Genomic DNA, 23,790 nt, shown 5'->3' with positions numbered 1-23,790 from the left:
TCAGCGCCTCTTCATGTAGACATCGAAGGCCGTGTAGATCGGCTTGTTCAGCGGCAGGTCCCACTCGCCGGCGTACTCCACGGCCTGGCCACCGGTGCCGACCTTGAACTGGATCAGCCCCACGTGGGAGTCGTCGGTGGAGAGCGTCGGGGTGATGCCGCGCAGGTCGTAGCTGGTCGCTCCGGCGGCCATCGCGTCCTGGATCATCGCCCACTGGAGGGCGTTGGAGCCACGTACGTCCCGCTTCTCGGTGGAGGAGGCGCCGTAGGAGTACCAGGCGTACTGACCGACGCGCACCATGATCGTGGCCGCGACCACATCGCCCTCGTGGCGGGCGATGAAGAGCTTGATCCGCTCGGGGTCCTCCGCCGACATCGCCGCGAACATGGTCTTGAAGTAGTCGCGGCGGCGCGGGGTGAAGTGGTCGCGCTCGGCGGTGTGGACGTAGAGCTCGTGGAAGGCGCTCAGGTCCGAGTCGAACTCGCCACCGGCGGGCTTGGCCGGGGTCGCGACGGCGACCTCGACGCCCATCTTGGCGGACTTCTTGATGTTGCGGCGCCAGAGCTGGTTCATCCCCTTGAGGACCTCGTCCTCGGTCTTCGGGGTGCCGTCCTCGTGGGCCAACGGGATGACGAAGTTGTATTGCGGCTGGCCGGCGCCGAAGCCGTCCTCGGGGCTCTGCGGCTTCCAGCCGGCGGCCCGGAGCTGGCTGACCACGCGGGCGCCGGTGGCGTCGCGGTGGCTCGGGGTGAGCTGATTGAGCCGCTGGACGGTCTCGTCGGCGATGCCGTCCTTGACCTGCCCGGCACTCCAGACCGCGGTCGTGACCGGCGGTCCGATCCGGATGCCGAAGGCGCGGTTCTTCTTGAGGTACGTCGCCAGCGGCGTCAACCATGGCTGGAGGTCGCCAGACCAGTCGATGCTCGGGCCCTCGGGGAGGTAGGCGAGCGTGTAGCGCTCCAGCTTCGGCACCGGCCGGTGCAGCACCAGCGCGGCCCCGACGAGCGCACCGCCGCTGGTGCTGTCGAACCAGCCGATCGACTCCGAGCGCCACTCGGTCTTGACCCGCGCCCAGGAGGGGGTCTGGAGGAAGCTCACGCTGGGCTGCTTCTCGATGTAAGCGAGATGCTCCGCAGCGGTGATGGGGCGCACGGTGAGACTCACCCGCCGAAGGCTACCCGCTTCGACCACCGAGCTCGAACCGATGGTCGAAGCGGGTATCCGAGCCTGTCCAGAGCTCGCCGGGGACCCCTTCGCGTCGCCGAATATGGGCACGGTTGCTGCGAACACCTAGTGAGTCTGTTGCGTAGAGACGCTATTGTCGGCGGGCAGATGTATCACGGCCGGAGCGAGGGGCTCCTTCAAGGCGTGACAGCAACTATGACCACCACGATGGCGCGCCCGCGTGCCATCTGGCCCCCCACCGGCTCGGCGCCGATCCGGAGGCCGCCGGTCGAGGAGGAGACTGTGACACGGGTAGGCCGCGGGGTGGGTCACGCTGACGCGCCCGCGACCGTATGGTCCCGGGCCACCGCCGACTTCGACCGCTGGCTCAGCGGCGACTCCGCCGCCCTGGACGAGCTGGTCGCCACGATGACTCCGGTCCTGTGGCAGGTCGCCCGCTCCTACCGGCTCTCCCAGGAGCAGGCCGAGGATGTCGTCCAGAACACCTGGCTCTCCTTCGTACGCAAGCACTCCTCGATCCTCGACACCGCCGCCGTCGGCGCCTGGCTCACGCTCACCACGCGCCGAGAGGCGTGGCGCGTCGCGAAGCGATCTGCCCGCGACGTACCCGTGGAGGACGACGCCCTCGAGTCCAGGGTCCCGACACAGCGATCGGCGGAGTCCGTCGTCGTCGAAGGCGACCGCAACTCACGCATCTGGGCGGCCGTGGAGGGCCTGCCCGAGCGGTGCCGACGGCTGTTGCGCGTGGTCGCCTTCGACCACCGGCCCGACTATGCCGGTCTGGCCGAAGAGCTCGAGATGCCCATCGGCAGCATCGGCCCCACCCGCGGCCGCTGTCTCGGGAAGCTGCGGGACGCACTGCTCGACGAAGGGGAGGTGTCGTGATGGGTCGCTCGGAGGAGCCCACTCGCGATGAGTTGTTGGGTCTGGTCCGGCAGGCGTACGCATCGGGCGACCCTGTTCCCGGAGGCCTGATCTCCCGGATGCAGGCTGCCGCCGCCGGCGCCGCGGAGGAGTCCGGCCTCGGGCTCGATCTGGAGCTGATGCTCCTGGTCGAGTCTTCGTCGGGTGCCGAGGCCGCCGGCGTACGCTCCGCCGCCCCCGCCTCCGCCCGCTCGGCCTACACGCTGCGCTTCGCGCAGTCCGGCGTCGACGTGCTCGTGCGCGTCGCCTCCGACTCCGACACCACCGCCCGCCTCGACGGCTGGGTCGTCCCCGGCGCCCCAATGACCGTCCGCGCCATACGCGCCGACGACGTCCGTACGCCGATCGTCGCCGTCACTCTCGGAGCCTCGGGTCGCTTCGAGCTCACCTCGTTGCCCGCCGGCCTCATCCGGCTCCGCTTCGAGCCCGCCGACGGCACCTCGGCCTTCCTCACCCCCACGTTCGAGATCTGAGGAGAAGTTGTGAGTACAGCCCCCAAGCCTGGGCATCGCTGGCGAGAACCATTGCTGGAGATCACCTACGGCTCCCGCGAAGCTCGTGTGCTGAACCCGTCCCATGCGATAGCCGTCGACGGAGTGACAGCACATTCGACGGTGTACTCCTCGGCTGCTCTTCTCGTCTCGAAGTCCGCGAATCTAAAAGGCAGGTTCAGCCGCATAGAAAAGGCAGCTCGACGTCTGGGATGGCGGGCCGAACTCGAACCTGAGCCGGAGTGCGCAACCGGCCTACGATTCGGTGTCCGAAGGGTCCGGCTCGGGGTCATTCCCGGTCAAGCAGTCCAAGCCCCGGATGCGTGGACAGTTCTGCAGGTCCTGCGCGCTGACGGCCCAGACGGCGCGTACGGGGTCAGCTTGGAGCACGTGTTGACGCCGGATCCGACAGTCGGGTCAGATCCTCACAATCGCGGCACTCCTCACAACATTGGCACTCCTCACAACATAGGCACTCCGCATAACCGCGGTACAGGTGACGACGACTATGACCCCCTCGGCACAGGTGGGCGCCAACCCGTCGCGTTTGTAGGTCTGCCGCCTCGTCGTCGGAGCGATGATGAGCTGGATGGAGACCTCCGTCCGGTGGTGGCGGTTCTCGACACTGGATGCGGCCCTCATCCATGGCTCGATTTCGTCGAGTCCGATGCGCGCCTTGACGGTCATCCGATTGGTTGGCCCAGCTCCGCACCAGACTCGGAGATCGACGAGGATCAGGTCGGTCCCCTCGACGGTGTCATCGACGCGATGGCGGGCCACGGGACGTTCATCGCGGGGCTGATTCATCAGGCCTGTCCGGATGCCGAGATTTTGTCCTGGCGTATCGTGCCTCCGGACGGGCCGATCGCCGAGATGGACTGGATCACTGCGCTCGCTCAGATCGCAGAGCTCGTCCACCTCTATCGGGTCGGTGACCCACGCGGTCGACGCATCGACATCTTGAATCTATCGATGGGCTACTACCACGAGACGCCGGAGGACGCCCTCTTTGATCCCACGTTGTATGAGATCTTGGCCGATCTGTCCGCCAACGGGACGCTGGTCGTCTGTTCCGCGGGCAATGAGGCGACCGCCCGTCCGCTGTTTCCTGCCGCGTTCGCTCCTTGGAGTGACGGCCGTGGACCAGTCGATCCGCAGGCCGATGTTCTGCCCATCGTCTCGGTTGGGGCGCTCAATCCAAATCGGCGTACTGACGCGCTCTTCTCGAACGCGGGACCGTGGATCCGGGCACATGAGATCGGAGCAGGCGTGGTGAGTACCTTGCCGACTACCTTCGACGGCGGATATCAACCCGGTAAGGAGATCGAGCACATCGGTCGTGTCCGAGCGTCGCTCGATCCTGACGACTTCACCGGTGGCTTCGGCACTTGGAGTGGAACGTCCTTCGCGGCGCCATTGCTTGCTGGTCGAATTGCGCAGCACCTCCTCGAGAACGGACATCCCGGCGATCTGGAGCAGGATATGGGGCGCGCGTGGTCGGCGTTGGAGATGCTGACCACGCTCCGGCCAGTTACCGAGTAGTAACCATGGTTGAGGCAGAGGAACTGCATCGGCGGGCCGTTGAGGCCATGAACGCCGGCAATCTCAGCGAGGCGGTCGGCCTCCTAGAGGACGCACGTGCCACCGCGAACCAGCGTGCTGACCCTGTGCTTTCGGCACGCGTGGAGTCGACTCTTGCCTACATCGAAGCTGATCAGTCCGATGTCGATGAGGCGCTGGGAATGCTTGATCGGGCACTCGGATCCGATGGCCTTGCAGCATCGACCAAGGCGGCCCTTCTGCAACAGCGAGCCACCTTGCTAAGACGAGCAGGCAGAGCTGCCGAGGCTCTGGCCGTATTTACCAAGGTTATTGACGGCCTGACCGATAGCCCAGTTGATCTCGGGGCCGCGTATCTCAATCGGGGAACCGTCTACCTGGACCAACACGATCCTGCGATGGCCGCGGCTGACTTTTCCGCGGCTGCTGAGACCTATCGCACTATCGGAAACGATCTGGCGGCGGCCCAGGCCGAGCACAATGGGGCCTACGCGCTGTTCCTCTCCGGCGATCTGGTCGGTGCACTGGCGCTGATGGAGTCGTCGTACGATCTTCAGGCCGAAGCGGGGCCGCTGGTGAAGGCGGTGTGCGACGCCGACCGGGCAGAGGTGCTGATGGCGGCGGGCCTGACGCGGCAGGGTGGCGAGATGCTGCGGCAGGCGGCGGAGGCGTACGGATCGAAGGCTCAGCGGCAGCGGCAGGGGGAGGCGGAGCTCGTGCTCGCCTCGCATCTGGTGGCGACCGACCCGACCGAAGCGGAACGGGTGGCGCGCTCGGCGCTGGGGTGGTTCGAAGAAGCCAAGGCGCCGGGGCTGGCCCTGCGGGCGCGGGCGGTGGCGTTCGAGGCGGCGGTTACGGCCGGTGGTGCACCGTCCGACGACGGCGAAGAGTTGGCCGTCCCGCTCGAGGAGCAAGGCCTGAGCTGGCCGGCGTTGCGCGTGCGGATGCAGGCGCGCCTCGCGCGGATCCGGTCGGCGGAGACCGCCGGGCCGCCGAGAAGCAAGGCCGGGGGCAGGGTCATCGGCCCCGTGCCGCCGGAGGCTCCGATCGACGTCCGCCTCCTGGAGCGAGAGCTGCGCGCCGAGCTGGCAATGGCGTCCGGTCGACCCGCATCCGGCCTGCGCGAGCTCCGAGCGGGACTGGACGACTTCCATCTGTGGCAGAGCTCGTTCGGCAGTCTGGACCTCCAGACCAACGTGACCGGGCACGGCCGCACTCTGGCCAGGCGTGGCCTGGACCTGGCCGTCGAATCCGGTGAGACCGAGGTGCTCTTCGAATGGTCGGAGCGCGCGCGGATGCTGGCCTCGCGGGTCCAGCCCGTGCGTCCGCCGTCCGACCCCCAGCTCGCCGCCGACCTGGCCGAGCTCCGTGGTGAGGTGACACCCGAGCGTGAGAACGAGCTGCGTGAGCAGATCCGACAGCGTGCCTGGCGGGTCAAGGGGTCCGGCGAGGTCTCGGATCCCGTGACGCTTCCGGATCTGCGTGAACGCATCGGAGGTCATGCTCTCGTTGCCTATGTCGTGGCCGCCGGCCGGATCGTCGCCGTCGTCGCGACCGACGACGCCGCCACCCGGATCGACCTCGGCGACCATGCCGCACTCGGATCACTGCTGGGCGGCCTGCTGCCGGATCTCGATGTCGCCGCTACCGATCTCCCAGGCCCGCTCGGTGCTGCCGTACGCGGCGATCTGACCGCGAGACTCCGACACCTGTCGGCACTGCTCGTCGCACCGATCATGGAGCGGATCGGCGACCGGCCTGTCGTGCTGACTCCTTCTGCCGTATTGGCGACGGTGCCGTGGACGCTGCTCCCCGGATTCACCGGCCGCCCCGTGACGGTTGCCCAGAGCGCCACGGCCTGGCTGGACCGCGCCGAAGCTCCGTTGCGTACCAAGTCAGCCGGGTTCGTCGCCGGCCCACGAGTAATGCGCGCCGCAGACGAGGTCACCAAGAGCGCCACCGCCTGGCTCGGCGCGCTCACGCTCACCGGCGCCGACGCCACCGCAGCGGCCGTCTCTGCGCTGGCAGCCGAGGTCGACGTACTCCACCTGGCCGCCCACGGCCACCACTCCGCCGACAACCCACTCTTCTCCGGCCTCGAGCTCGCCGACGGGACCTGGTACGGCTACGACATCGACGGCCTCGCCTCCGTCCCCGACGTCGTGCTTCTCTCCGCCTGCGAGGTCGGACGGTCGAACGTCCGCTGGGGCGAGGAGCTGATCGGCCTGGTCGGCGCCTGGCTCCACGCCGGAGCCCGTGCCGTCATCGCCTCGCCCGCAGTGGTGGCGGACGAGGCCGCACACAACGTGTTCAGCCGTCTCCATGACGCCCTCGCGAAGGGCCTCGCGCCAGCCGAAGCACTCGCCGAGGCCCTCCCCGCGGCGACCGCGGACGCGCCCCCAGCGCCGTTCGTCTGCTTCTCGTAGTTCTGGCGAGGTGTGGTCGGCCACGCCGGCGACGCCCTGCGAGCAGCTCGACCCCTAGGAGCGCCAGTCACCGCATGCGTGCGTAGCGCTCCTAGGGTCGGTGCGCCGATTCGGCCGGGCACGAAAACCTTTCGAAGTCGGTGTATCAAGCCGCCCGCGGCGTACTCCTTGGGGCTGTCCGGGCCGGTATTCGGGGGAAAATCGGTTCGGACGCTTGCGCCGCAGTCTTTGGGGGAGGGCTGGCGGTTCCGGGCCGCGGCGCGGGACGGGCACGAGGGGGATGCCCGACCTGCGCCGAGCGGCCCGAGGCGTGGGCCGGGTGGGGCGGTGAGGGGATGCTGCCCCACCCGGCAACATTCGATTCTCCCGCTCGGCACCCGCTACGGCAATGGCTGGGGAGAGCGGGTCTCGGCAGTTCCGGGTCTCGACAAACTCGGGCCCCGACACGCTCGACCACCGGCGGCGCCGGGTTCTAGGCGGGACGGTCCAGGCGGCCGAGGCGGTGGCCGAGCGCCGGAGTGACCCGGTTGACCCAGGTCGCGGTGATGTGCGAGTCGTCGTAGTAGGTGACGGTGTCGCCGACCACGAGCGGGCAGCGCTCGGTGCAGACCAGATCGACGATGTCGACGTACGCCGCCCGGGTCCCCTCGAGCGCTTCTCGGGTCACCTCGTTGGAGTCGACCTCGGTGCCGTTGGCCGACACCACGCAGTCCTCGAGGAGGTTGCGGGCGTCGGAGAGGCACTCGCCGGGGTCGTTGTCGACGGCAGGGACATCGGCGAAGACGCGTACGTCCGGGGTGACCTTCTCGAAGGCGCCGACGCCCTCGCGTACGCCCTCACGCCACTGCTCCTCGGTCGAGACGCCGTCGCGCTCCTCCATGTCGAGCATGCCGCGGGCACCGACGACGATCGTGTCCGGATTCAGCGCGGCGATCTGTTTGTTGGTCCACGTCCGGAAGTCCTCGCACTCCTCGACGGTCATCTTCGAGGACTTCTGCTTCACTCCGTACGCAGCGCAACCGAGCTTCACGAACGGGACCAGCTTCACGTTCTGGCGTTCGGCGAGGGTGTCGAGCGCCGGCAGCCACATCCCGATGTGGGAGTCGCCGACGACGGCCACGGTCCGCTTGCCCTTGCCGTCGCCATAGACGCAGTCGCCGTCGAGCTTGGTCTCGCCGTAGCCCGCATAGCAGTAGCCGCCGCGCTCGGCCCAGGAGTCGGTGGCGTCGAACTCCGCCTTCGGGGGCAGCGGCGCACCGTCCTCGGCGGCCTTGATGGTCTTCTTCAGCACGCCCGTGACCGGCTTGTCCTTGGTCTCGAGAACCTCCGGGTTGTCGGCGAACCACTCTTCGGCGTTGGCCTTGGCGACGTCGACCTGGTAGCCGGCGTACGCCTGGGAGCTCGTGCCCGCGACCAGGGCGAGGGCAGCGGCGGCGGGCCAGAGCGCGAGCGCGCGGCGGCCCTTGGTCAGGTGCGGGAGCTTGTGGCGCTGGAACGGCATCTCGATCCAGTGATAGCTGGCTGCGGAGGCGGCCAGGATGAGCGCCATCATGATCAGCAGCTGGCGGGTGCCACCGCCGGGGATCGCCTCGGGAGCGAGGATCAGGATCGGCCAGTGCCACAGGTAGAGGCTGAACGAGATGTCGCCGAGGTAGCGAAGCGGCTGCTTCGAGAGCAGCCAGCCGGTCGGGGTGTTGGGGCCTGCCAACAGGAGGGCGACGGTGCCGCCGACCGGGACCAGGGCGTGCCAGCCGGGGAACTGGGTCGCTTCGCTGAAGTTGGCGGTGGCGTAGACGAGCGCGCCGACGCCGGCGATTCCGAGGCCCGCTGCGACGAGGCGCCCGCGTTTGGTCGAGCTTGCGGCCCCGGTGGTCGAGCTTGTCGAGACCCCCGCGACGCAGGCGAGCAGGGCGCCGGCCGCGAGCTCGAAGGCGCGGGCAGGGGTGGAGAAGTAGGCCGCGGCCGGGTCGACGCCGGTGATGTGGAGGGACCAGGCGAGGCTGATCACCGCCACCAGCGCGGCCAGGGCGGTGATCGCGCGGCGACGGTGGTGCTTCGGGATCCAGAGGGCGACGGCCAGCACCAGCAGCGGCCAGACGACGTAGAACTGCTCCTCGACCGAGAGCGACCAGTAGTGCTGGAACGGCGAGGGCGCGGCGTTGTGGAAGTAGTTGACGGCCTCGCTGGCGAAGTGGACGTTGGCCATGAAGACCGCTGCCCAGCCAGCGTCACCGGCGATCTGATCGGTGCGGGTCTGGGGGAGCACGATGGCGCTGTAAGCGAGTACGACCAGCATCGTCGCCGTCGCCGCCGGCAGGATCCGGCGGGCGCGGCGGGCGTAGAACTGGCTGATGCTCACGCGGCCGCTGCGGTCGGTCTCACGCAGCAGGAGTGTGGTGATCAGAAACCCGGAGAGGACGAAGAATACGTCCACTCCGACGAATCCACCGTCGAATCCCGCGAGCCCCGCGTGCCCTGCGATCACCAGACCGACAGCGACGGCACGGAGCCCCTGAACATCGGCGCGCCAATTCGAACCCATTCGGAGAACAATATGTCAATGGCCCGGTTGGGTCATAGTCGTCGGTCCGGTGGGTGGTTCTTCTCGCCGAATCTTCAGCGACCTCTCAGCGGGTCCTTGTTTACGGCGACGGCGTTGGTCTTCAGAGCCTCTCGCGAAGCCAGGCGAAGTCGCTCTTGTGCTCGTCCGTGCCGCCCGGGGTCTCACAGATGACCGGCGCGTCGGCGTCACGCACGACGCCTGCCAGGAGGTCGGGATCGATGCGCCCGGAGCCGAAGTTGGCGTGGCGGTCGGCGCCGGAGTCGAACTCGTCGCGGGAGTCGTTGCAGTGGACCAGATCGATGCGGCCGGTGATCTTGCGGACGTCCTCGACGACCGTCTCGAGCGGGTTGCCCCCGGCGTGGGCGTGACAGGTGTCGAGGCAGAAGCCGACGTCGTCGAAGCCCTCGGCCTTGCTGATCGCGTCCCAGACACCCGCGATCCGCTCCAGGTAGCGTGCCATCGCGTTGTCGCCGCCGGCGGTGTTCTCGATCAGCAGCGGGACCTTGATGTCGGTCGCCTCGATCGCCTTGCGCCAGTTGTCGAAGCCCTTCTCCGGGTCGTCGTCCTTGCCGACATGGCCGCCGTGGACGATCAGGCCCTTGGCGCCGACCTCGGCGGCGGTGTCCATGTGCTGCTGGAGGAGCTTGCGGCTCGGGATCCTGATCCGGTTGTTCGTCGTCGCGACGTTGATGATGTAGGGCGCGTGGACGTAGAGATCGACTCCCGCGTCCTCCGCCTTGGCCTTGAGCGCGGCCGCACCCTCGGCGTACGTCACCACCGGGCCCTTGTAGGACTGCGGGTCGCCCAGGAAGAACTGCACCAGGCCCGCCCCGCGTGCGGTCGCCTCGGCGACGGGGTCGGTCTGGTCTACGTGGGCACCGATCGTTACAGCCATGGGTCCAGTCTAGGGGCCGTGCCGACACTTTCTGCTTGACTTCATACCTTACGGGGGTATGGTAGATCGCATGGACGAGCACACCGGGCACGAAGGCCACGCGGACCACGGCTACCTCCACAACAAGAACAAGGAGGCCTACCTGAAGCGTCTCAAGCGCATCGAAGGTCAGGTGCGCGGCCTGCAGCGGATGGTCGAGGACGAGGCCTACTGCATCGACATCCTCACTCAGGTCTCCGCCTCCACGAAGGCGCTCCAGGCGGTCGCGCTCGGGTTGCTCGACGAGCACCTCGGCCACTGCGTCGCCGGCGCTGTCCAGGGCGGCGGCGCCGAAGCCGACGAGAAGCTCGCTGAGGCTTCTGCCGCGATCGCTCGCCTCGTCCGGTCTTGATTGTCAACAATCCTACGAATTCAGGAGACCCCATGAACACCCAGAGCTTCACCGTCGTCGGCATGACCTGTGGCCACTGCGCCTCTTCCGTGACCGAGGAGGTCACCGAGATCGCCGGCGTGAGCAACGTCGACGTCGACCTGGCTTCCGGCAATGTCACTGTCACCGCTTCTGAGCCGATCTCCGACGACGCCATCCGCGCTGCCGTCGAAGAGGCCGGCTACTCGCTGGCCTGAGTCCGATGACCGCTACCGCCGCGACCCCCACCGAGCAGCAGCTCGAGATCGAGGGCATGACCTGTGCGAGCTGCGTGCGCCGGGTCACCAAGGCCATCAGCCGTGTCGACGGTGTCGAGGATGCCAATGTCAACCTCGCCACCGAGTCCGCGCTGGTGCACTTCGATCCGGCCCGCACCGACCTCGCCGAGATCAGCGCCGCTATCGAGAAGGCGGGCTATCAAGCGTCCACCAGATCGTTGACTGTCGACAATCCGCAGGAGCCGGAGGTCGAGGCCGACCGGGACCTACGCCGCGAGGCAGAGCTCGGCCGGCTCAGGCGAAAGTGGATCACGGCCCTGGCGGTAGGGCTCGGCCTGATGGCCCTGATGTACGTCCCGCTTCCGGTCAACGCCATGGAGCCGGTGATGTCGCTGGTGCTCGTGGTCGCCGCGGTCACCCAGTGGTGGGCCGGGCGCGACATCTATATGGCGGCGGTCAGAGGGCTGCGCCACCGCTCGGTCGACATGAACACCCTGGTCACGCTCGGCACCGGGATCGCCTTCGCCTACAGCGCGTTCGTGACCCTGTGGATGGGGCAGGCCGAGGCGTGGGGCCTGCCGCTGCACCTCTACTTCGAGACCGCCCTGGTCATCGTCGCGCTGGTGCTGATGGGTCGCTGGCTGGAGGCACGGGCCAAGTCGCGTACGGCGGATGCGGTCAAGGCCCTCGTCGGCCTCATGCCGGAGACGGCCACGGTCGTCCGGGACGGTAGAGACGTCTCGGTGCCGGTGGCGAACCTGCAGGTCAACGACAGGATCCGCGTCCGTGCCGGAGAGAAGATCCCGGTCGACGGCCGGGTCGTCGCCGGCGCTTCGTACGTCGACGAGTCCATGCTCACCGGCGAGAGCGACCCCGTCCGGAAGACCGAGGGCGACATTGTCATCGGCGCCACGATCAACCAGACCGGGTCGTTCGAGCTCGAGGCGACCGCGGTCGGCTCCGAGACGACGCTGGCGCAGATCATCGCGATGGTCGAGTCGGCGCAGGGCTCCGGCACCAGGCTGCAGCGCTTGGCGGACCGGGTCTCCGCGGTGTTCGTACCCGCCGTACTGGTCGTCGCCGCGCTCACCTTCGTCGCCTGGCTGGTCTTCGGCCCGGACGCCGAGCGCCTCACCAGCGCCGTCACCGCCGCCATCGCGGTGCTCATCATCGCCTGCCCCTGTGCCCTCGGCCTGGCGACGCCGGCCGCGGTCATGGTCGGCGCCGGTCGCGCGGCCGAGCTCGGCGTGCTCGTCGGCTCGGGCGAGACCCTCGAGCGCGCCCGCTCCGTGACCGCCATCGTCTTCGACAAGACCGGCACGATCACCCACGGCAAGCCCGAGGTCTCCGAGATCGTCCCCGCCCCTGGCTGGACTCCGGGCACCCTGGTCCGGATCGCCGCCGCCGCCGAGACCGGCAGCGACCACCCCCTCGCCACCGCCCTCCGAGCCCGAGCCAACCCTGCCGAGGCGTCACCTCTGCAGGCCGAAGCGTCAGTTCTGCAGGCCGAGACGTCACAGGCTGGTGGTGAGCCCGGGTCAGATGCCCGCTCGGCCAGCACAAGTGACGTCTCGATCCGCATAGGTGACGTCTCGGCGTTCGAGGCTCACCCGGGCCGCGGGATCAGCGCGGTGGTGGATGGGCGGCGCGTGGTCGTTGGAAATTCGGCGATGCTGGCCGAGGAAGGCATCGAGGTCGCGGACAACGGCTCGGTGCTGGTCGCGGTCGACGGTACGTACGCCGGGTCGATCCGGGTCGCGGACCAGGTCCGCGACGAGGCAAAGGAGACCGTGCGTCTTCTCGAGGAGTCGGGCGTCGAGGTGCACATCCTCAGCGGCGACGCGGCCGCGACGGTCGCGAAGGTGGCCGAGGAGGTCGGGGTACGTCACGCCGCCGGCGGTCTACTGCCCGAGCAGAAGCTCGCCCGGATCCAGCAGCTCCAGGACGACGGCAAGGTCGTCGCGATGGTCGGCGACGGGATCAACGATGCCCCGGCGCTGGCCCAGGCCGACGTGGGGATCGCGATCGGGACGGGCACCGACGTCGCCCTGGCCGCCTCCGACATCACCTTGGTCGGCGGCGACCTCCGCGGTGTGGTGACCGCGCTCGCGCTCTCCCGCCGCACGGTCGCGACGATCAAGCAGGGCCTGTTCTGGGCCTTCGCCTACAACGTGCTCCTCATCCCCGTCGCCGCTCTCGCCCTTCTCGACCCGGTCCTCGCCGGCGCAGCGATGGCGATGAGCTCGGTCAGCGTGGTCACCAACGCGCTTCGCCTGCGTGGGTTCCGTCGCCCCGAGACACCCGAGGAGTACGCCGGCCGTGGCCTCCGCACTCGTGTCCGCGATGGTGGGTACCTCCTGGTCACGGGCGTGATCGCGATCTCGATCGGTGCGGGCCTGACCTATCTGTCGCGCACCGAGCCCGCGCAGCGCGGCATGAACGGCATCCTGGAGTGGGCCCAGGGGATGAGCCCGATGCGTCCGTCGATGACGGAGATGCACGAGGTCGACATCGCTCCGGCGCCATCCGAGGACGCTGGCATCGACGTGGCGATCACTCGGCGCGAGGGTGGGCTTCGGTTCCTCGTCACGGACGCCACGACCGGCGATCCGGTGTCCGACCTCGGTCGCACCCACCAGGCGTGGATGCACGTGATCGTGACCAGCGAGGACCTCTCCTGGTTCCGCCACCTGCACGCCGAGCCGACCGGGCGTCCGGGCGAGCTCGAGACCGACGTGACCTTCCCCGCGGGCGGGACCTACCGTGTCGACACCGAGTTCCGGCGACGTGCCGACATGGCCGACGTCCTCGACCGCCAGCAGCTCGAGATCGAAGGTACGCAGCCTCCGGCCGTTCCGCTGAAGGCCGGGCCGAGATCGTCGACTGTCGACAATCGAGACAATCTCACCGTCTCGCTCGAAGGAACGCTGGCGGCTGACCAGGAGAGCGACCTGCACTTCAAGTTCACGGACAGCACCGGGAGGATTGTCGACGATCTACAGCCATACCTCGGAGCGGCCGGTCACGTCGTAGTGATGAGCGCGGACGGCGAGACGTTCGTGCACGGTCACGCCGAAGGTGAAGAGCTGGCGGTCCCCGGAGCGACATTCGGGCCCGAGCTCGGCCTGCACCTGGACGTACCGAAGCCTGGTCTCTACCGCCTGTGGGCACAGTTCCGGCTCGCCGACGGAAAGGTCGCCACGGTGCCGTTCACCGTCGAGGCCGTGGATTCGGCCGAGGAAAGCGCTGGTTGATACGCTGACGCGTCCCTCTCCACAGATGGAGATGGGACATCGCATCAGCCCTCCTGCCATGGAGAGACCATGGCCGCCGAGTCCGTAGGAGGTGGAGAACGCTATGCGCGCCTATGAAGTAATGGTGATCCTCGAGCCCAGCCTCGATGAGCGCACCGTCGCCCCGACCCTTGACAAGTTCCTGAAGGTCGTCACCACTGATGGTGGCACCGTCGAGAACGTTGACGTCTGGGGACGTCGTCGCCTGGCCTACGAGGTCAACAAGAACGCCGAAGGCATCTACGCGGTCGTCAACCTGACCGCCGAGCCCAAGACCGTTCAGGAGCTCGACCGCCAGTTCGGCCTCAACGAGCAGATCCTGCGTACGAAGGTCATCCGTCCGTCCAAGTGACGCGCGGGTGTTCCCGTCGGAAATGTCGGTAGCCGCCCCTATGTTTGGGGCCTAGGTCCTTTCGAAACGTTTGGCTCCTGAACCGACACCGACACCCCAGATCAGACTCAAGGGAGATCTCATGGCTGGCGACACCATCATCACCGTGGTGGGCAACCTCACCGACGACCCGGAGCTTCGCTTCACGCCCTCCGGTGCCGCGGTTGCCAACTTCACCATCGCGTCCACTCCGCGCAGCTTCAACCGGCAGAGCAACGGCTGGGAAGACGGGGAGACCCTTTTCCTGCGCTGCTCGATCTGGCGGCAGGCCGCGGAGAACGTCGCCGAGTCCCTGCAGCGCGGCATGCGTGTCGTCGCTCAGGGTCGCCTGAAGTCGAGGTCCTACGAGACGCGTGAGGGCGAGAAGCGCACTGTCTTCGAGCTCGAGTGCGACGAGATCGGCCCGTCGCTGACGTGGGCCACCGCCAAGGTCACCAAGGCGAGCCGGCAGTCCGGCGGCCAGGGTGGCGGCGGCGGTTACAACCAGGGTGGTGGCTACAACCAGGGAGGCGGCTACGGCGGTCCCCAGGGTGGTGGCCAGCAGCAGGCTCCGGCCGGTGGCAACGACCCGTGGGCATCCCCGGCTCCGCAGCAGCCCGCCAACGCGGGCGGCGGCGGACCGCAGGGTGGCGGCGCTCCTGCCAACGACCCGTGGGCGACCCCGGGCGTGGGCAACGACGAGCCTCCCTTCTGATCACCAGCAACTAATCCGAATCCTCACCATTCCGGCGCATGCCGGGCTTCTAGAAAGGAAGCACCACAATGGCCAAGGCAGTGATTCGCAAGCCGAAGAAGAAGGTTTGCCAGTTCTGCAAGGAGAAGGCGACCGGCGTCGACTACAAGGACGCCACCCTGCTCCGTAAGTTCATCTCCGACCGCGGCAAGATCCGTGCGCGTCGCGTGACCGGCAACTGCGTCCAGCACCAGCGCGACGTAGCCATCGCCGTCAAGAACGCCCGCGAGGTTGCTCTGCTGCCCTACACCTCCACCGGTCGCTGAGGAGGATCGACATGGCTACCAAGATCATCCTTCAGCAGGAAGTCACCGGTCTGGGCTCGGCTGGCGACATCGTCGAGGTCAAGGACGGTTACGCGCGTAACTACCTGATCCCGCGCGGCGACGCCCTCCGTTGGACCCGCGGCGCCGAGGCGCAGGCCGAGGCCAGCAAGGTTGCTCGCGCGGCTCGCTCCGTGCGCGACGAGGCCCACGCGGCCGAGGTCAAGAGCAAGCTCGAGGCCAACACGGTCAACGTGAAGGTCCGCTCCGGCAAGGACGGCCGCCTCTACGGCGCCATCACCGCCGCCGACATCGCCTCCGCGGTCACCGAGACCACCGGCGAGTCGATCGACAAGCGCGCCATCGCGCTGGGCAACCCGATCAAGTCGCTCGGTGCCCACGAGGTCTCCGTCAAGCTCCACGACGAGGTGTCCGCCAAGCTGGCCCTCAACGTGGTCCCCGCTTGATCTAGGGATTCGCGACAAGCCCGCCTCCTCAGGAGGCGGGCTTGTTCTATTTCGCCGAGTTCAGAACCGGTTCGCCAGGGCGGTCAGCTTGGCGACGTACGCCGGCCAGTCGTACTCCGGCGGGATGTTGTCGCCGGACCTGCGCCAGCCGACGGCGCCGTCGGCCCCTTCTCGGAGGATGTCGGCCTGACCGCCGTGACCGGCGAGGTCGGCGAAGAGATGCACCAGCATCTGGTGGAGGGTGACCTCCTCGCCGCCCCAGTGCGGCACATGGCCGATCGCGTCCAGCGGCAGCGCGTCGATCGTCTCGTTCCCGTGGGCGATGACTCGACGGTAGAGGTCGACGATCCCGCCGATGGTCTCGTCCTCGGTGGCGTACCAGTCCGCCTGCGGGTCGGTCTCGAACCGGGCATCCGGGATCAGTTCCTCGGGATGAGGGAACGGGCGCCCGAACGTCGCCCCGAGATAGACGGCCTCGACCCCGGTGACGTGCTTGATGATGCCGAGCAGGTTGGTGCCGGTCGGTGTACGTGGCAACCGGGCGTCTCGCTCCGAGAGGTCCTCGACCTTGGAGATCAGCGCCTCGCGCCGAGCGTCGAGGTAGGTCCTCAGGGTGGTCTTCGGGTCAGCGGCCATGACAAGACCTTGGCCTGGCGCCGGTTCGGACACAAGTAGATAAGTATGTGGGACCGATCGTCCAGAAACCTTTCCGAACCGTGGCGGTTTCAATAACGTGTTCCACTGCGGATCACCGGGGATCCGCTGGAGGCCAGTCGGGAGGTCGCCTTTCATGCTGGATGATGACAACGGAGCTGCGCTGGACCCGCTCGAGAAGGTCAAGCCACACTCCAGATGGATCCTCGGCGAGACACTCGAGGTGATGCTGCACAACGGCAGCTTTCGGCCGGCCGACGTGTCGGCCTGGATGCAGCTGCCGCCATCGACGGCCGCCTATCGCGTACGCCTTCTTCGGGAGCTCTTCGGCGAGGAGCTGCACGATCCTGGTCCCAGGCTCGCCATGATGCGTGCCCTGCGCTCGGCCCTGCCGCGCTGGCGGGCAGAGGCGGCCTACGTCAAACGGCGCCGGTCGGCACGTGGCGGGGACACATGTTGTTGATATGAACGAAATAGTGCTGGTCCCTTACAGAGTCGGATCCGCAAGGTGCCCAACCCTCTTAGCGTGATCGGTGGCCGAGATTCATCGGCCACCCCACCACCAGAGGAGCGTGTCATGTCAAGCATGTCCAAGCTGGCCAGATTCACCGTCGTACCCGTCGCAGCCGTCGCCGCGATCGGACTCGCCTCCCCAGCAGCGTTCGCAGCCTCCAGCTACAACCTCAGCGCCGGATCCGCGGCCGCCGGATCGAGTGTCGCCTTCGGTGCGCAGGGGACTGGCATCACTTTCAATGACGAGACCGCAGGATCCTCGGTCACCTGTGCCGGCAGCACGATCGCGGGCTCCGCGGTCGTCGGCGAGGGCCTCAGCGGCACCGGGATCGCCGGCCTCGACGGCTCCAGCGTCACGTTCTCCGACTGCACCGGACCGGCGGGCATCGAGTTCACGGTCACCGGATCGGGCACCTGGTCGCTGGACGCCACCGGCGACACCGACGCCAACGGTTCCACCGCGGGCACCATCAGCGGGATCTCCGCCTCAGTCAGCGGATCCGGCTGCTCGTTCGACGCGACCGGCTCCGTGGCCGGCGCCTACGCCAACGGCGACTCGTCGGGGACGCTCACCCTCCCGGGTGCCGAGCCCACGCTGACGCTGTCCAACGTGTCGGGATTCCTGTGCGGCACGGCCGGGATCGCGAACGGCGACCAGGTCTCCTTCGCGGCGACGTACGCGGTCACCGCCGACGACGCGGCCAACAACCCGATTCAGGTCACCAGCAACCCGTGATCGATCTGGCTGGTCGCCGGGGCGCTGGTTCTCAGACCCCGGTGACCAGCCAGCGGTCCGAGCGCGCCCGGAGGGTCAGCACCACGAAGCGCGCCCCCATGAAGCCGATCGCGAACGTGATCCAGACCCACACGAGCCCACCGCCGAGGGCTACGGCGAGGGCGACCAGCGGTGTGTAGGCGACCAGCGTCCAGATCCCGCCCCAGGCGAGATAGCGGCCGTCGCCCGCGCCGATGAGCACCCCGTCGAGCACGAAGACCACTCCCGCGATCGGCTGGGCGATGGCAGCAACGATCACCACCGGCACCAACAGATCGCGCACCGCCTGATCCTGGGTGAAGATGGCGCCGAGGAACGGCGAGAGAGAAGCCAGAAGTACGCCGGCCCCGACCCCGATCACGACGCCCCACCACACCATCCGGGCTGTGATGGCCCGGGTCTCGGAGGTGTCAGCGGCTCCTAGCGATCGCCCGGTGAGCGCCTGTGCGGCGATCGCGATCGCGTCCAGCACGAACGCCAGGAAGGTCCACAGCGTGAAGGCGATCTGATGGGTCGCCAGCCCGACGGCCTGGTCACCGACGGCGAGATGGGTGACGGCGTACGTCGTGACGAGCAGCGCCACTCGCAGGGTCAGGGTGCGGACCACCAGCGCGACCCCGGCCCGTGCGGCCGCCCGGATCCCCGGCAGGTCGGGGCGCAGCGGTGCGTCCTGCTTGCGCGCGGCCCGCACGACGACGTACGTCAGCAGCCCGGCCGCCAGCACCTGGGCGATCACCGAGCCGATCGCCGAGCCGGCGATCCCGAGCCCGGCGCCATAGACGAGGGCGAGGTTGAGCACGATGTTGAGCAGGTTGCCGACGACCGCGGCCACCAGCGGCGTCCGGGTGTCCTGCAGACCGCGGAGCACACCGGTGGCGGCCAGCATCATCAGCAGCGGTGTCACACCGAGGACGGCGATCCGGAGGTAGGTGGTTGCCGGGCCGACCACCTCGTCGCCCGCGCCGACGGCTCGGCTGAGTGGTTCGGCGAGAACCATCACCGGGACCGTGACGATGACCCCGATGAGGACGGCGAGCCAGATTCCGTCGATCCCCTGACGAAGCGCGCCCTGGGTGTCGCCCGCGCCGATACGGCGGGCGACGGAAGCTGTCGTGCCGTAGGCGAGGAAGACGCAGAGACCGACGATCGTCTGGAGCACGACGCCGGCGACCCCGAGGCCGGCGAGCTCGCGGGTGCCGAGGTGACCGACGATCGCAGAGTCCGTCAGCAGGAAGAGCGGCTCGGCGACCAGGGCCAGGAACGCCGGGATCGCGAGCCGCCAGATCTCCTTGTCGAGGCCTCGGCGGTCCGTCTTCGAGGGGGTGTTCGCATCCGCCGGGGTCGTCACGGTCTCAAGGTTAAACACCGTCGGTCCAGGCCGCCGACGCCGATCCCGCGGAGAAGGACGGACGCCCCTCCCAGGCCAGGTGGAAAACCTGTGGAAAACGTCGCTGGACCGCTATGTCGACAAAACGCCCGGAGACGTAACGCTGTCTCGGCGGGGAACCTGAATGGTCAACGAACTTTCTTTCGTCCACAGCACGTGGAAAGCAAAATAGCAGGTCAGGAGTGCATTTACTGTCGGGAGTCAACAGTTATGCACAGCCGCCTCCCCAGGCTGTTCACAGTGACCGGGGTGTCGTCCACCGCTATCCCCCGGTTATCCACATGGCCTGTGGATAACCTGCTGTCGCCGATGCGGCTCGCGACGTAGGGTCGCGGAGACTTGAGGCATCGTCGAGGGTCGGCCCGGCCTGCTCACCGCACAGACTGTCGGTGCTCGTCCGTACCGTGAGTCGCAACCCGGATCGACGATCCGCAGACACAGAGGGGGCATGGGAGTGAGCGTCACCGAGACCGGCTCGACGAACGGTCGGGGCGACTTCCCGGAGCCACCGTTCGAGGAATGGGGCGACGGCCCCGCTCCGTACGAACCGGGCAACGCCCCCCGTGCGACCAACGACCGTACGCCGCCGCAGGACATGGCCGCGGAACAGGCCGTCCTCGGCTCGATGCTGATCTCGAAGGATGCGATCGCCGACGTCTCCGAGACCTTGCGCGGTGCCGACTTCTACCGCCCGATGCACGAGACGATCTATGACGCGATCATCGACCTCTACGGTCGAGGCGAGCCCGCCGACATGGTCACCGTCGCTGACGAGCTGCGCCGGAAGGCCGAGCTCGACCGCATCGGCGGCGCCCCTTACCTGCACACGCTCGCCTCCAACGTCCCGATCGCGGCCAACGCGGGCTACTACGGCGAGATCGTCCGCGAGAAGTCGGTCCTGCGCCGCCTGGTCGAGGCCGGCACCAAGATCGTGCAGATCGGCTACGCCGGTGAGGGCGAGGTCGACAACATCGTCGACGAGGCCCAGGCCGAGGTCTTCAAGCTCACCGACAAGCGTTCGGGGGAGGACTACTCTCCGCTCGCCGACATCATGGACGGCGTCCTCGACGAGATCGAGGCGATCTCCAACCGTGAGGCGGGCCTCTACGGTGTCCCGACCGGCTTCGCCGACTTCGACGAGCTCACCAACGGCTTCCACTCCGGCCAGATGATCATCGTCGCGGCCCGCCCGGCTATGGGGAAATCGACGCTTGCCTTGGACTTCTGCCGCGCGGCCTCGATCCACAACAACCTGACCAGCGTCTTCTTCAGCCTGGAGATGAGCCGCTCCGAGATCACCATGCGCCTCCTCTCAGCCGAGGCGAAGGTGCCGCTCAACCACATCCGCAACGGCAACATGTCCGACGATGACTGGAACAAGCTGGCCCGCAAGATGGGCGAGGTCTCCAGCGCGCCGATGTTCATCGACGACAGCCCCAACATGACGATGATGGAGATCCGCTCCAAGGCCCGCCGCCTCAAGCAGCGCCATGATCTCAAGCTGATCGTCATCGACTATCTCCAGCTGATGAGCTCGGGCAAGAAGGTCGAGTCCCGCCAGCTCGAGGTCTCGGAGTTCTCCCGCCAGATCAAGCTGCTGGCCAAGGAGCTCGAGGTGCCGATCATCGCGTTGTCGCAGCTCAACCGTGGTTCCGAGCAGCGCTCCGACAAGCGCCCCGCGGTCTCCGACCTTCGTGAGTCGGGATCGCTGGAGCAGGACGCGGACATGGTCGTCCTCCTCCACCGCGACGACGTCTACGAGAAGGAGTCGACCCGCCCCGGCGAGGCCGACGTGATCATCGCCAAGCACCGAAACGGACCGACTCGCGACCTCGTCGTCGCGTTCCAGGGCCACTACAGCCGCTTCGTCGACATGGCCCACTGACCCTGTCGTCGTTGTCGAGGTGGAGCGAACATCGAAAGTTCCTTCTCGTTGTCCAACAAACTGCGTGTCGTCGGCCGGTGACGGGCGTGCGTACCTGACTTCAGATTGAACGGGCGGGCACGACGGTGCGAGACCCGATCCGCCAGCCGTCGACCGTGAGCGACACGTCGTCCTCGTAGACGACCGTGCCCGCCCGGCCGTCTGCCATCACTGAGAACCCCTTCGAGCGCACCCGGGCACGGTCGTCTCTCACGGGGTCCTCTGTCACGACCACGTTGGTTACGTGATGTCCAACGGGTTGCTCTCCCGGCGCTGACGAGAACAGTTCGATCAGCGCTGGGAGGCCGCGGACGACGCCCAGGCCATATGCGGTCACGTCGTACGATGCGTCGGGTGTCAGCAGCAGGCCGAGATCACCGGCCCGCCGGTCGTCCGCGAGGTGCCCGTGCAGCGAGACAAGCTCGTGGATCGCGACCCGGTCTGTGGTGGTGAGTGGCATCTGAGCTCCTGAGCGCCGGATGGGGAAGGATGGGGGCGTGAGCCACTCTAACCGGGGCGCACGCCCCGCTTCAACGAGAGCACTTCGCTCCGACGCATTCGTCAACCGCGCCAAGGTGGTGGCGGCGGCCCGTGAGGCATTCGCGTCCGAGGGGCTCGACGTATCCCTGGACGAGATAGCCAGGCGAGCCGGGGTCGGCGCGGGCACTGTCCACCGGCACTTCGCGACCAAGGCCGAGCTTGTGGACACGGTGCTCGCAGCGGCAGTGGAGGAACTCGTCGTCGCGGCAGCGGCCTACGCCCAATCGGAGGATGTCGGCGGAGCTTTGCGGGACTTTCTGATGCACCTGGTCACGGAGGGTGCGGCCGCCCACGAGCTCGCCGCTCGGCTTCAGGCCGGCGCCGACGACCTGAACGCGGCCATGGCAGGGCCGGTCGCCGAGCTCGAACGTGTGATGGGCGACCTGCTGGACCGCGCTCGTCAGGCGGGCGCAGTACATGAGGAGATTGATGAACGAGACCTGGCCGCGATAGTTGCGGCCGCGCACGCGGCCTACGTGCATCCGGCTGGCGGCGACCGCGCGGTGAAGCTGGTGCTGCGCGCGCTCGACTAGCTGCCCCCGAAGGGGCGAGCTTCATTGACACGAATACCGCGACCGGTGGTCCGCTGGCGCAGACGCAAGGTCAGTTGCCGTTGACTCCCGCCGCGATCCGGTCGCCGAGGGTCTTGTCGACGTTCCGCCAATACTCGACGGCTCGGGCCAGGACCTGGGGCGAGACGCCGTCCGAGAGGTGGCCGACGATGTTCGAGACCAGACGGTCCCGAGCCGCGTCATCCAGCACCTCGCGTACGAGGGTGCCGGCCTGACCCCAGTCGTCATCATCCGAACGCAACGTGTAGGCCGACCGCACCATCTCGCCGTCGCTGGCCCACACCGCGGTCTCCGGGTAGCGCTCCGGGTCGGCCTGCGGACCGCCGTACGAGTTCGGTGCGTAGACCGGGTCCGAGACGTTCTGCATCCGCATCGCGCCGTCCTTGGAATAGCTGTGCACCGGCGCCTTCGGCTGGTTGACCGGGATCTGCTGGTAGTTGGTGCCGAGCCGTGCGCGGTGCGCGTCGGCGTAGGAGAACCCGCGGGCCAGCAGCATCTTGTCGGGACTCAGGCCGGTGCCGGGGACGAGGTTGTTCGGCTGGAACGCGGCCTGCTCCATCTCGGCGTGATAGTCGGCGACGTTGCGGTCCAGCGTCATCTTGCCGACCTCGACCAGTGGGTAGTCGCCGTGCGGCCACACCTTCGTGAGGTCGAACGGGTTGAACCGGTAGGTGGTGGCGTCCTCGAACGGCATGATCTGCATGTGCAGCGTCCATGACGGATGGTTGCCGGCCTCGATCGAGTCGTAGAGGTCGCGCTGGTGGTAGTCGCCGTCCGCCCCGGCCAGGTGGTCGGCTTCGTCCTGGGTGAGGAACTCGATGCCCTGGTCTGTCTTGAAGTGGTATTTCACCCAGAACCGATCGCCCCCGGCGTTGACCCACAGGTAGGTGTGGCTGGAGTAGCCGTTCATGTGGCGCCAGCTCTTCGGGATCCCGCGGTCGCCCATCAGCCAGGTCACCTGGTGGGCCGACTCCGGGGAGAGGGTCCAGAAGTCCCACTGCATGTCGTGGTCACGCAGGTTGTTCGCGGCGCGTCGCTTCTGGGACCGGATGAAGTGCTGGAACTTCATCGGGTCGCGGATGAAGAACACCGGCGTGTTGTTGCCGACCAGGTCGAAGTTGCCCTCGCTGGTGTAGAACTTCAGCGCGAACCCGCGGGGGTCACGCCACGTGTCGGGGCTGCCTCGCTCGCCGGCGACAGTCGAGAACCGCGCCAGCAGGTCCGTCGTGCTCCCGGGCTGGAAGACGGCGGCCTTGGTGTAGGCGCTGACGTCGCCGGTGACCTCGAACCGGCCGAACGCGCCACCGCCCTTCGCATGCGGCTGTCGCTCCGGGATCCGCTCTCTGTTGAACTGCGCCATCTGCTCGATCAGGTAGTGGTCCTGAAGCAGGATCGGCCCGTCCGGTCCGACCGTGAGCGAGTGCTCGTCGCTAGCGACCGGGACCCCCGCGTCCGTGGTCGTGGGCTTATTGTCCGTCATGCCCGTGCCTCCTCGATCGACAAGGAAGTCGCGACTCTCGGTGCGCCCCTGTCGTAGGCCTCCATGGTCAAAAGCCACGTTGCTCCGCAGTCCGGAGCCTGTCAAG

General features: G+C 67.8%; 22 protein-coding genes. 15 read left to right on the top strand and 7 right to left on the bottom strand.

The genetic code is table 11. The annotated features are described in order from the left end of the window. Nucleotides 1-1,164 (bottom strand): lipid II:glycine glycyltransferase FemX, encoded by a 1,164-nt coding sequence (locus ACRDPS_RS07605; protein ID WP_431501021.1) that lies wholly within the window; start codon nucleotides 1,162-1,164, stop codon nucleotides 1-3. A gap of 303 nt (nucleotides 1,165-1,467) precedes the next feature. Between ACRDPS_RS07605 and ACRDPS_RS07600 the strand changes: the two genes are divergently transcribed. The 4 genes from ACRDPS_RS07600 to ACRDPS_RS07585 all read left to right on the top strand — a co-directional run bounded on the left by ACRDPS_RS07600 (nucleotide 1,468) and on the right by ACRDPS_RS07585 (nucleotide 6,586). Then, entirely contained in the window at nucleotides 1,468-2,070 is a 603-nt protein-coding gene (locus tag ACRDPS_RS07600) for an RNA polymerase sigma factor (RefSeq protein ID WP_431501020.1), read from the top strand. Continuing rightward, nucleotides 2,070-2,582, top strand: coding sequence for a hypothetical protein (locus ACRDPS_RS07595; RefSeq protein WP_431501019.1), 513 nt, complete (start codon nucleotides 2,070-2,072; stop codon nucleotides 2,580-2,582). The genes ACRDPS_RS07600 and ACRDPS_RS07595 overlap by 1 nt, the downstream gene beginning before the upstream one ends. Nucleotides 2,583-3,209: 627 nt before the next feature. Then, nucleotides 3,210-4,142 carry a S8/S53 family peptidase gene (locus ACRDPS_RS07590; protein WP_431501018.1) on the top strand — a complete coding sequence of 311 codons (933 nt, stop codon included), beginning with the start codon at nucleotides 3,210-3,212 and terminating at the stop codon, nucleotides 4,140-4,142. A 416-nt stretch (nucleotides 4,143-4,558) separates the two neighbouring features. Next, nucleotides 4,559-6,586 carry a CHAT domain-containing protein gene (locus tag ACRDPS_RS07585; RefSeq protein ID WP_431501017.1) on the top strand — a complete coding sequence of 676 codons (2,028 nt, stop codon included), beginning with the start codon at nucleotides 4,559-4,561 and terminating at the stop codon, nucleotides 6,584-6,586. 472 nt (nucleotides 6,587-7,058) lie between these two features. Here ACRDPS_RS07585 and ACRDPS_RS07580 read toward each other — a convergent pair whose 3' ends face one another. Together ACRDPS_RS07580 and ACRDPS_RS07575 are read right to left on the bottom strand one after the other, a co-directional pair. Continuing rightward, a complete protein-coding gene (locus ACRDPS_RS07580) occupies nucleotides 7,059-9,128 on the bottom strand; it encodes an acyltransferase family protein (RefSeq protein ID WP_431501016.1) in 2,070 nt (689 codons plus the stop codon). 121 nt (nucleotides 9,129-9,249) lie between these two features. Next, entirely contained in the window at nucleotides 9,250-10,044 is a 795-nt protein-coding gene (locus tag ACRDPS_RS07575) for a deoxyribonuclease IV (RefSeq protein ID WP_431501015.1), read from the bottom strand. Between the two features lie 70 nt (nucleotides 10,045-10,114). On the opposite strand from ACRDPS_RS07575, the gene ACRDPS_RS07570 reads away from it, so the two are divergent. The 7 genes from ACRDPS_RS07570 to rplI all read left to right on the top strand — a co-directional run bounded on the left by ACRDPS_RS07570 (nucleotide 10,115) and on the right by rplI (nucleotide 15,839). After that, complete coding sequence (locus ACRDPS_RS07570) at nucleotides 10,115-10,435, top strand: metal-sensitive transcriptional regulator (RefSeq protein WP_431501014.1); 321 nt, start codon at nucleotides 10,115-10,117, stop codon at nucleotides 10,433-10,435. 32 nt (nucleotides 10,436-10,467) lie between these two features. Beyond that, a complete protein-coding gene (locus tag ACRDPS_RS07565) occupies nucleotides 10,468-10,671 on the top strand; it encodes a heavy-metal-associated domain-containing protein (protein ID WP_431501013.1) in 204 nt (67 codons plus the stop codon). A 5-nt stretch (nucleotides 10,672-10,676) separates the two neighbouring features. After that, on the top strand, nucleotides 10,677-13,946 hold the full coding sequence (locus ACRDPS_RS07560) for a heavy metal translocating P-type ATPase (protein ID WP_431501012.1): 3,270 nt from the start codon (nucleotides 10,677-10,679) through the stop codon (nucleotides 13,944-13,946). A 103-nt stretch (nucleotides 13,947-14,049) separates the two neighbouring features. Then, nucleotides 14,050-14,337: a 30S ribosomal protein S6 gene (gene rpsF, locus ACRDPS_RS07555; RefSeq protein ID WP_431501011.1), complete on the top strand. Its 288-nt coding sequence runs from the start codon at nucleotides 14,050-14,052 to the stop codon at nucleotides 14,335-14,337. Between the two features lie 121 nt (nucleotides 14,338-14,458). Then, nucleotides 14,459-15,070, top strand: coding sequence for a single-stranded DNA-binding protein (locus ACRDPS_RS07550; RefSeq protein ID WP_431501010.1), 612 nt, complete (start codon nucleotides 14,459-14,461; stop codon nucleotides 15,068-15,070). 68 nt (nucleotides 15,071-15,138) lie between these two features. Continuing rightward, on the top strand, nucleotides 15,139-15,375 hold the full coding sequence (rpsR, locus tag ACRDPS_RS07545; protein ID WP_008355445.1) for a 30S ribosomal protein S18: 237 nt from the start codon (nucleotides 15,139-15,141) through the stop codon (nucleotides 15,373-15,375). An 11-nt stretch (nucleotides 15,376-15,386) separates the two neighbouring features. Beyond that, complete coding sequence (gene rplI / locus ACRDPS_RS07540; RefSeq protein ID WP_431501009.1) at nucleotides 15,387-15,839, top strand: 50S ribosomal protein L9; 453 nt, start codon at nucleotides 15,387-15,389, stop codon at nucleotides 15,837-15,839. A 60-nt stretch (nucleotides 15,840-15,899) separates the two neighbouring features. Here rplI and ACRDPS_RS07535 read toward each other — a convergent pair whose 3' ends face one another. Continuing rightward, nucleotides 15,900-16,475 carry a DinB family protein gene (locus ACRDPS_RS07535; protein ID WP_431501008.1) on the bottom strand — a complete coding sequence of 192 codons (576 nt, stop codon included), beginning with the start codon at nucleotides 16,473-16,475 and terminating at the stop codon, nucleotides 15,900-15,902. Nucleotides 16,476-16,629: 154 nt separating this feature from the next. Here ACRDPS_RS07535 and ACRDPS_RS07530 point away from each other — a divergent pair, with 154 nt between their 5' ends. Then, on the top strand, nucleotides 16,630-16,956 hold the full coding sequence (locus ACRDPS_RS07530; protein ID WP_431501007.1) for a hypothetical protein: 327 nt from the start codon (nucleotides 16,630-16,632) through the stop codon (nucleotides 16,954-16,956). A gap of 114 nt (nucleotides 16,957-17,070) precedes the next feature. Further along, entirely contained in the window at nucleotides 17,071-17,742 is a 672-nt protein-coding gene (locus ACRDPS_RS07525) for a hypothetical protein (protein WP_431501006.1), read from the top strand. Between the two features lie 31 nt (nucleotides 17,743-17,773). On the opposite strand, the gene ACRDPS_RS07520 is transcribed toward ACRDPS_RS07525, so the two are convergent. Beyond that, a complete protein-coding gene (locus tag ACRDPS_RS07520) occupies nucleotides 17,774-19,129 on the bottom strand; it encodes an MATE family efflux transporter (RefSeq protein ID WP_431501005.1) in 1,356 nt (451 codons plus the stop codon). 493 nt (nucleotides 19,130-19,622) lie between these two features. On the opposite strand from ACRDPS_RS07520, the gene dnaB reads away from it, so the two are divergent. Then, entirely contained in the window at nucleotides 19,623-21,053 is a 1,431-nt protein-coding gene (gene dnaB / locus ACRDPS_RS07515; protein ID WP_431501004.1) for a replicative DNA helicase, read from the top strand. Nucleotides 21,054-21,153: 100 nt separating this feature from the next. On the opposite strand, the gene ACRDPS_RS07510 is transcribed toward dnaB, so the two are convergent. Further along, nucleotides 21,154-21,552 (bottom strand): nuclear transport factor 2 family protein, encoded by a 399-nt coding sequence (locus ACRDPS_RS07510; protein WP_431501003.1) that lies wholly within the window; start codon nucleotides 21,550-21,552, stop codon nucleotides 21,154-21,156. A 37-nt stretch (nucleotides 21,553-21,589) separates the two neighbouring features. On the opposite strand from ACRDPS_RS07510, the gene ACRDPS_RS07505 reads away from it, so the two are divergent. Then, complete coding sequence (locus tag ACRDPS_RS07505; protein WP_431501002.1) at nucleotides 21,590-22,165, top strand: TetR/AcrR family transcriptional regulator; 576 nt, start codon at nucleotides 21,590-21,592, stop codon at nucleotides 22,163-22,165. 70 nt (nucleotides 22,166-22,235) lie between these two features. Here ACRDPS_RS07505 and ACRDPS_RS07500 read toward each other — a convergent pair whose 3' ends face one another. Next, nucleotides 22,236-23,684, bottom strand: coding sequence for a catalase (locus tag ACRDPS_RS07500; RefSeq protein WP_431501001.1), 1,449 nt, complete (start codon nucleotides 23,682-23,684; stop codon nucleotides 22,236-22,238). Nucleotides 23,685-23,790 lie beyond the last annotated feature (106 nt).

This window comes from Nocardioides sp. (assembly GCF_050699375.1).
Taxonomy (GTDB): domain Bacteria; phylum Actinomycetota; class Actinomycetes; order Propionibacteriales; family Nocardioidaceae; genus Nocardioides.
Note: the sequence above shows the minus strand (reverse complement) of the source record. Positions and strands in the feature narration are given on the sequence as shown.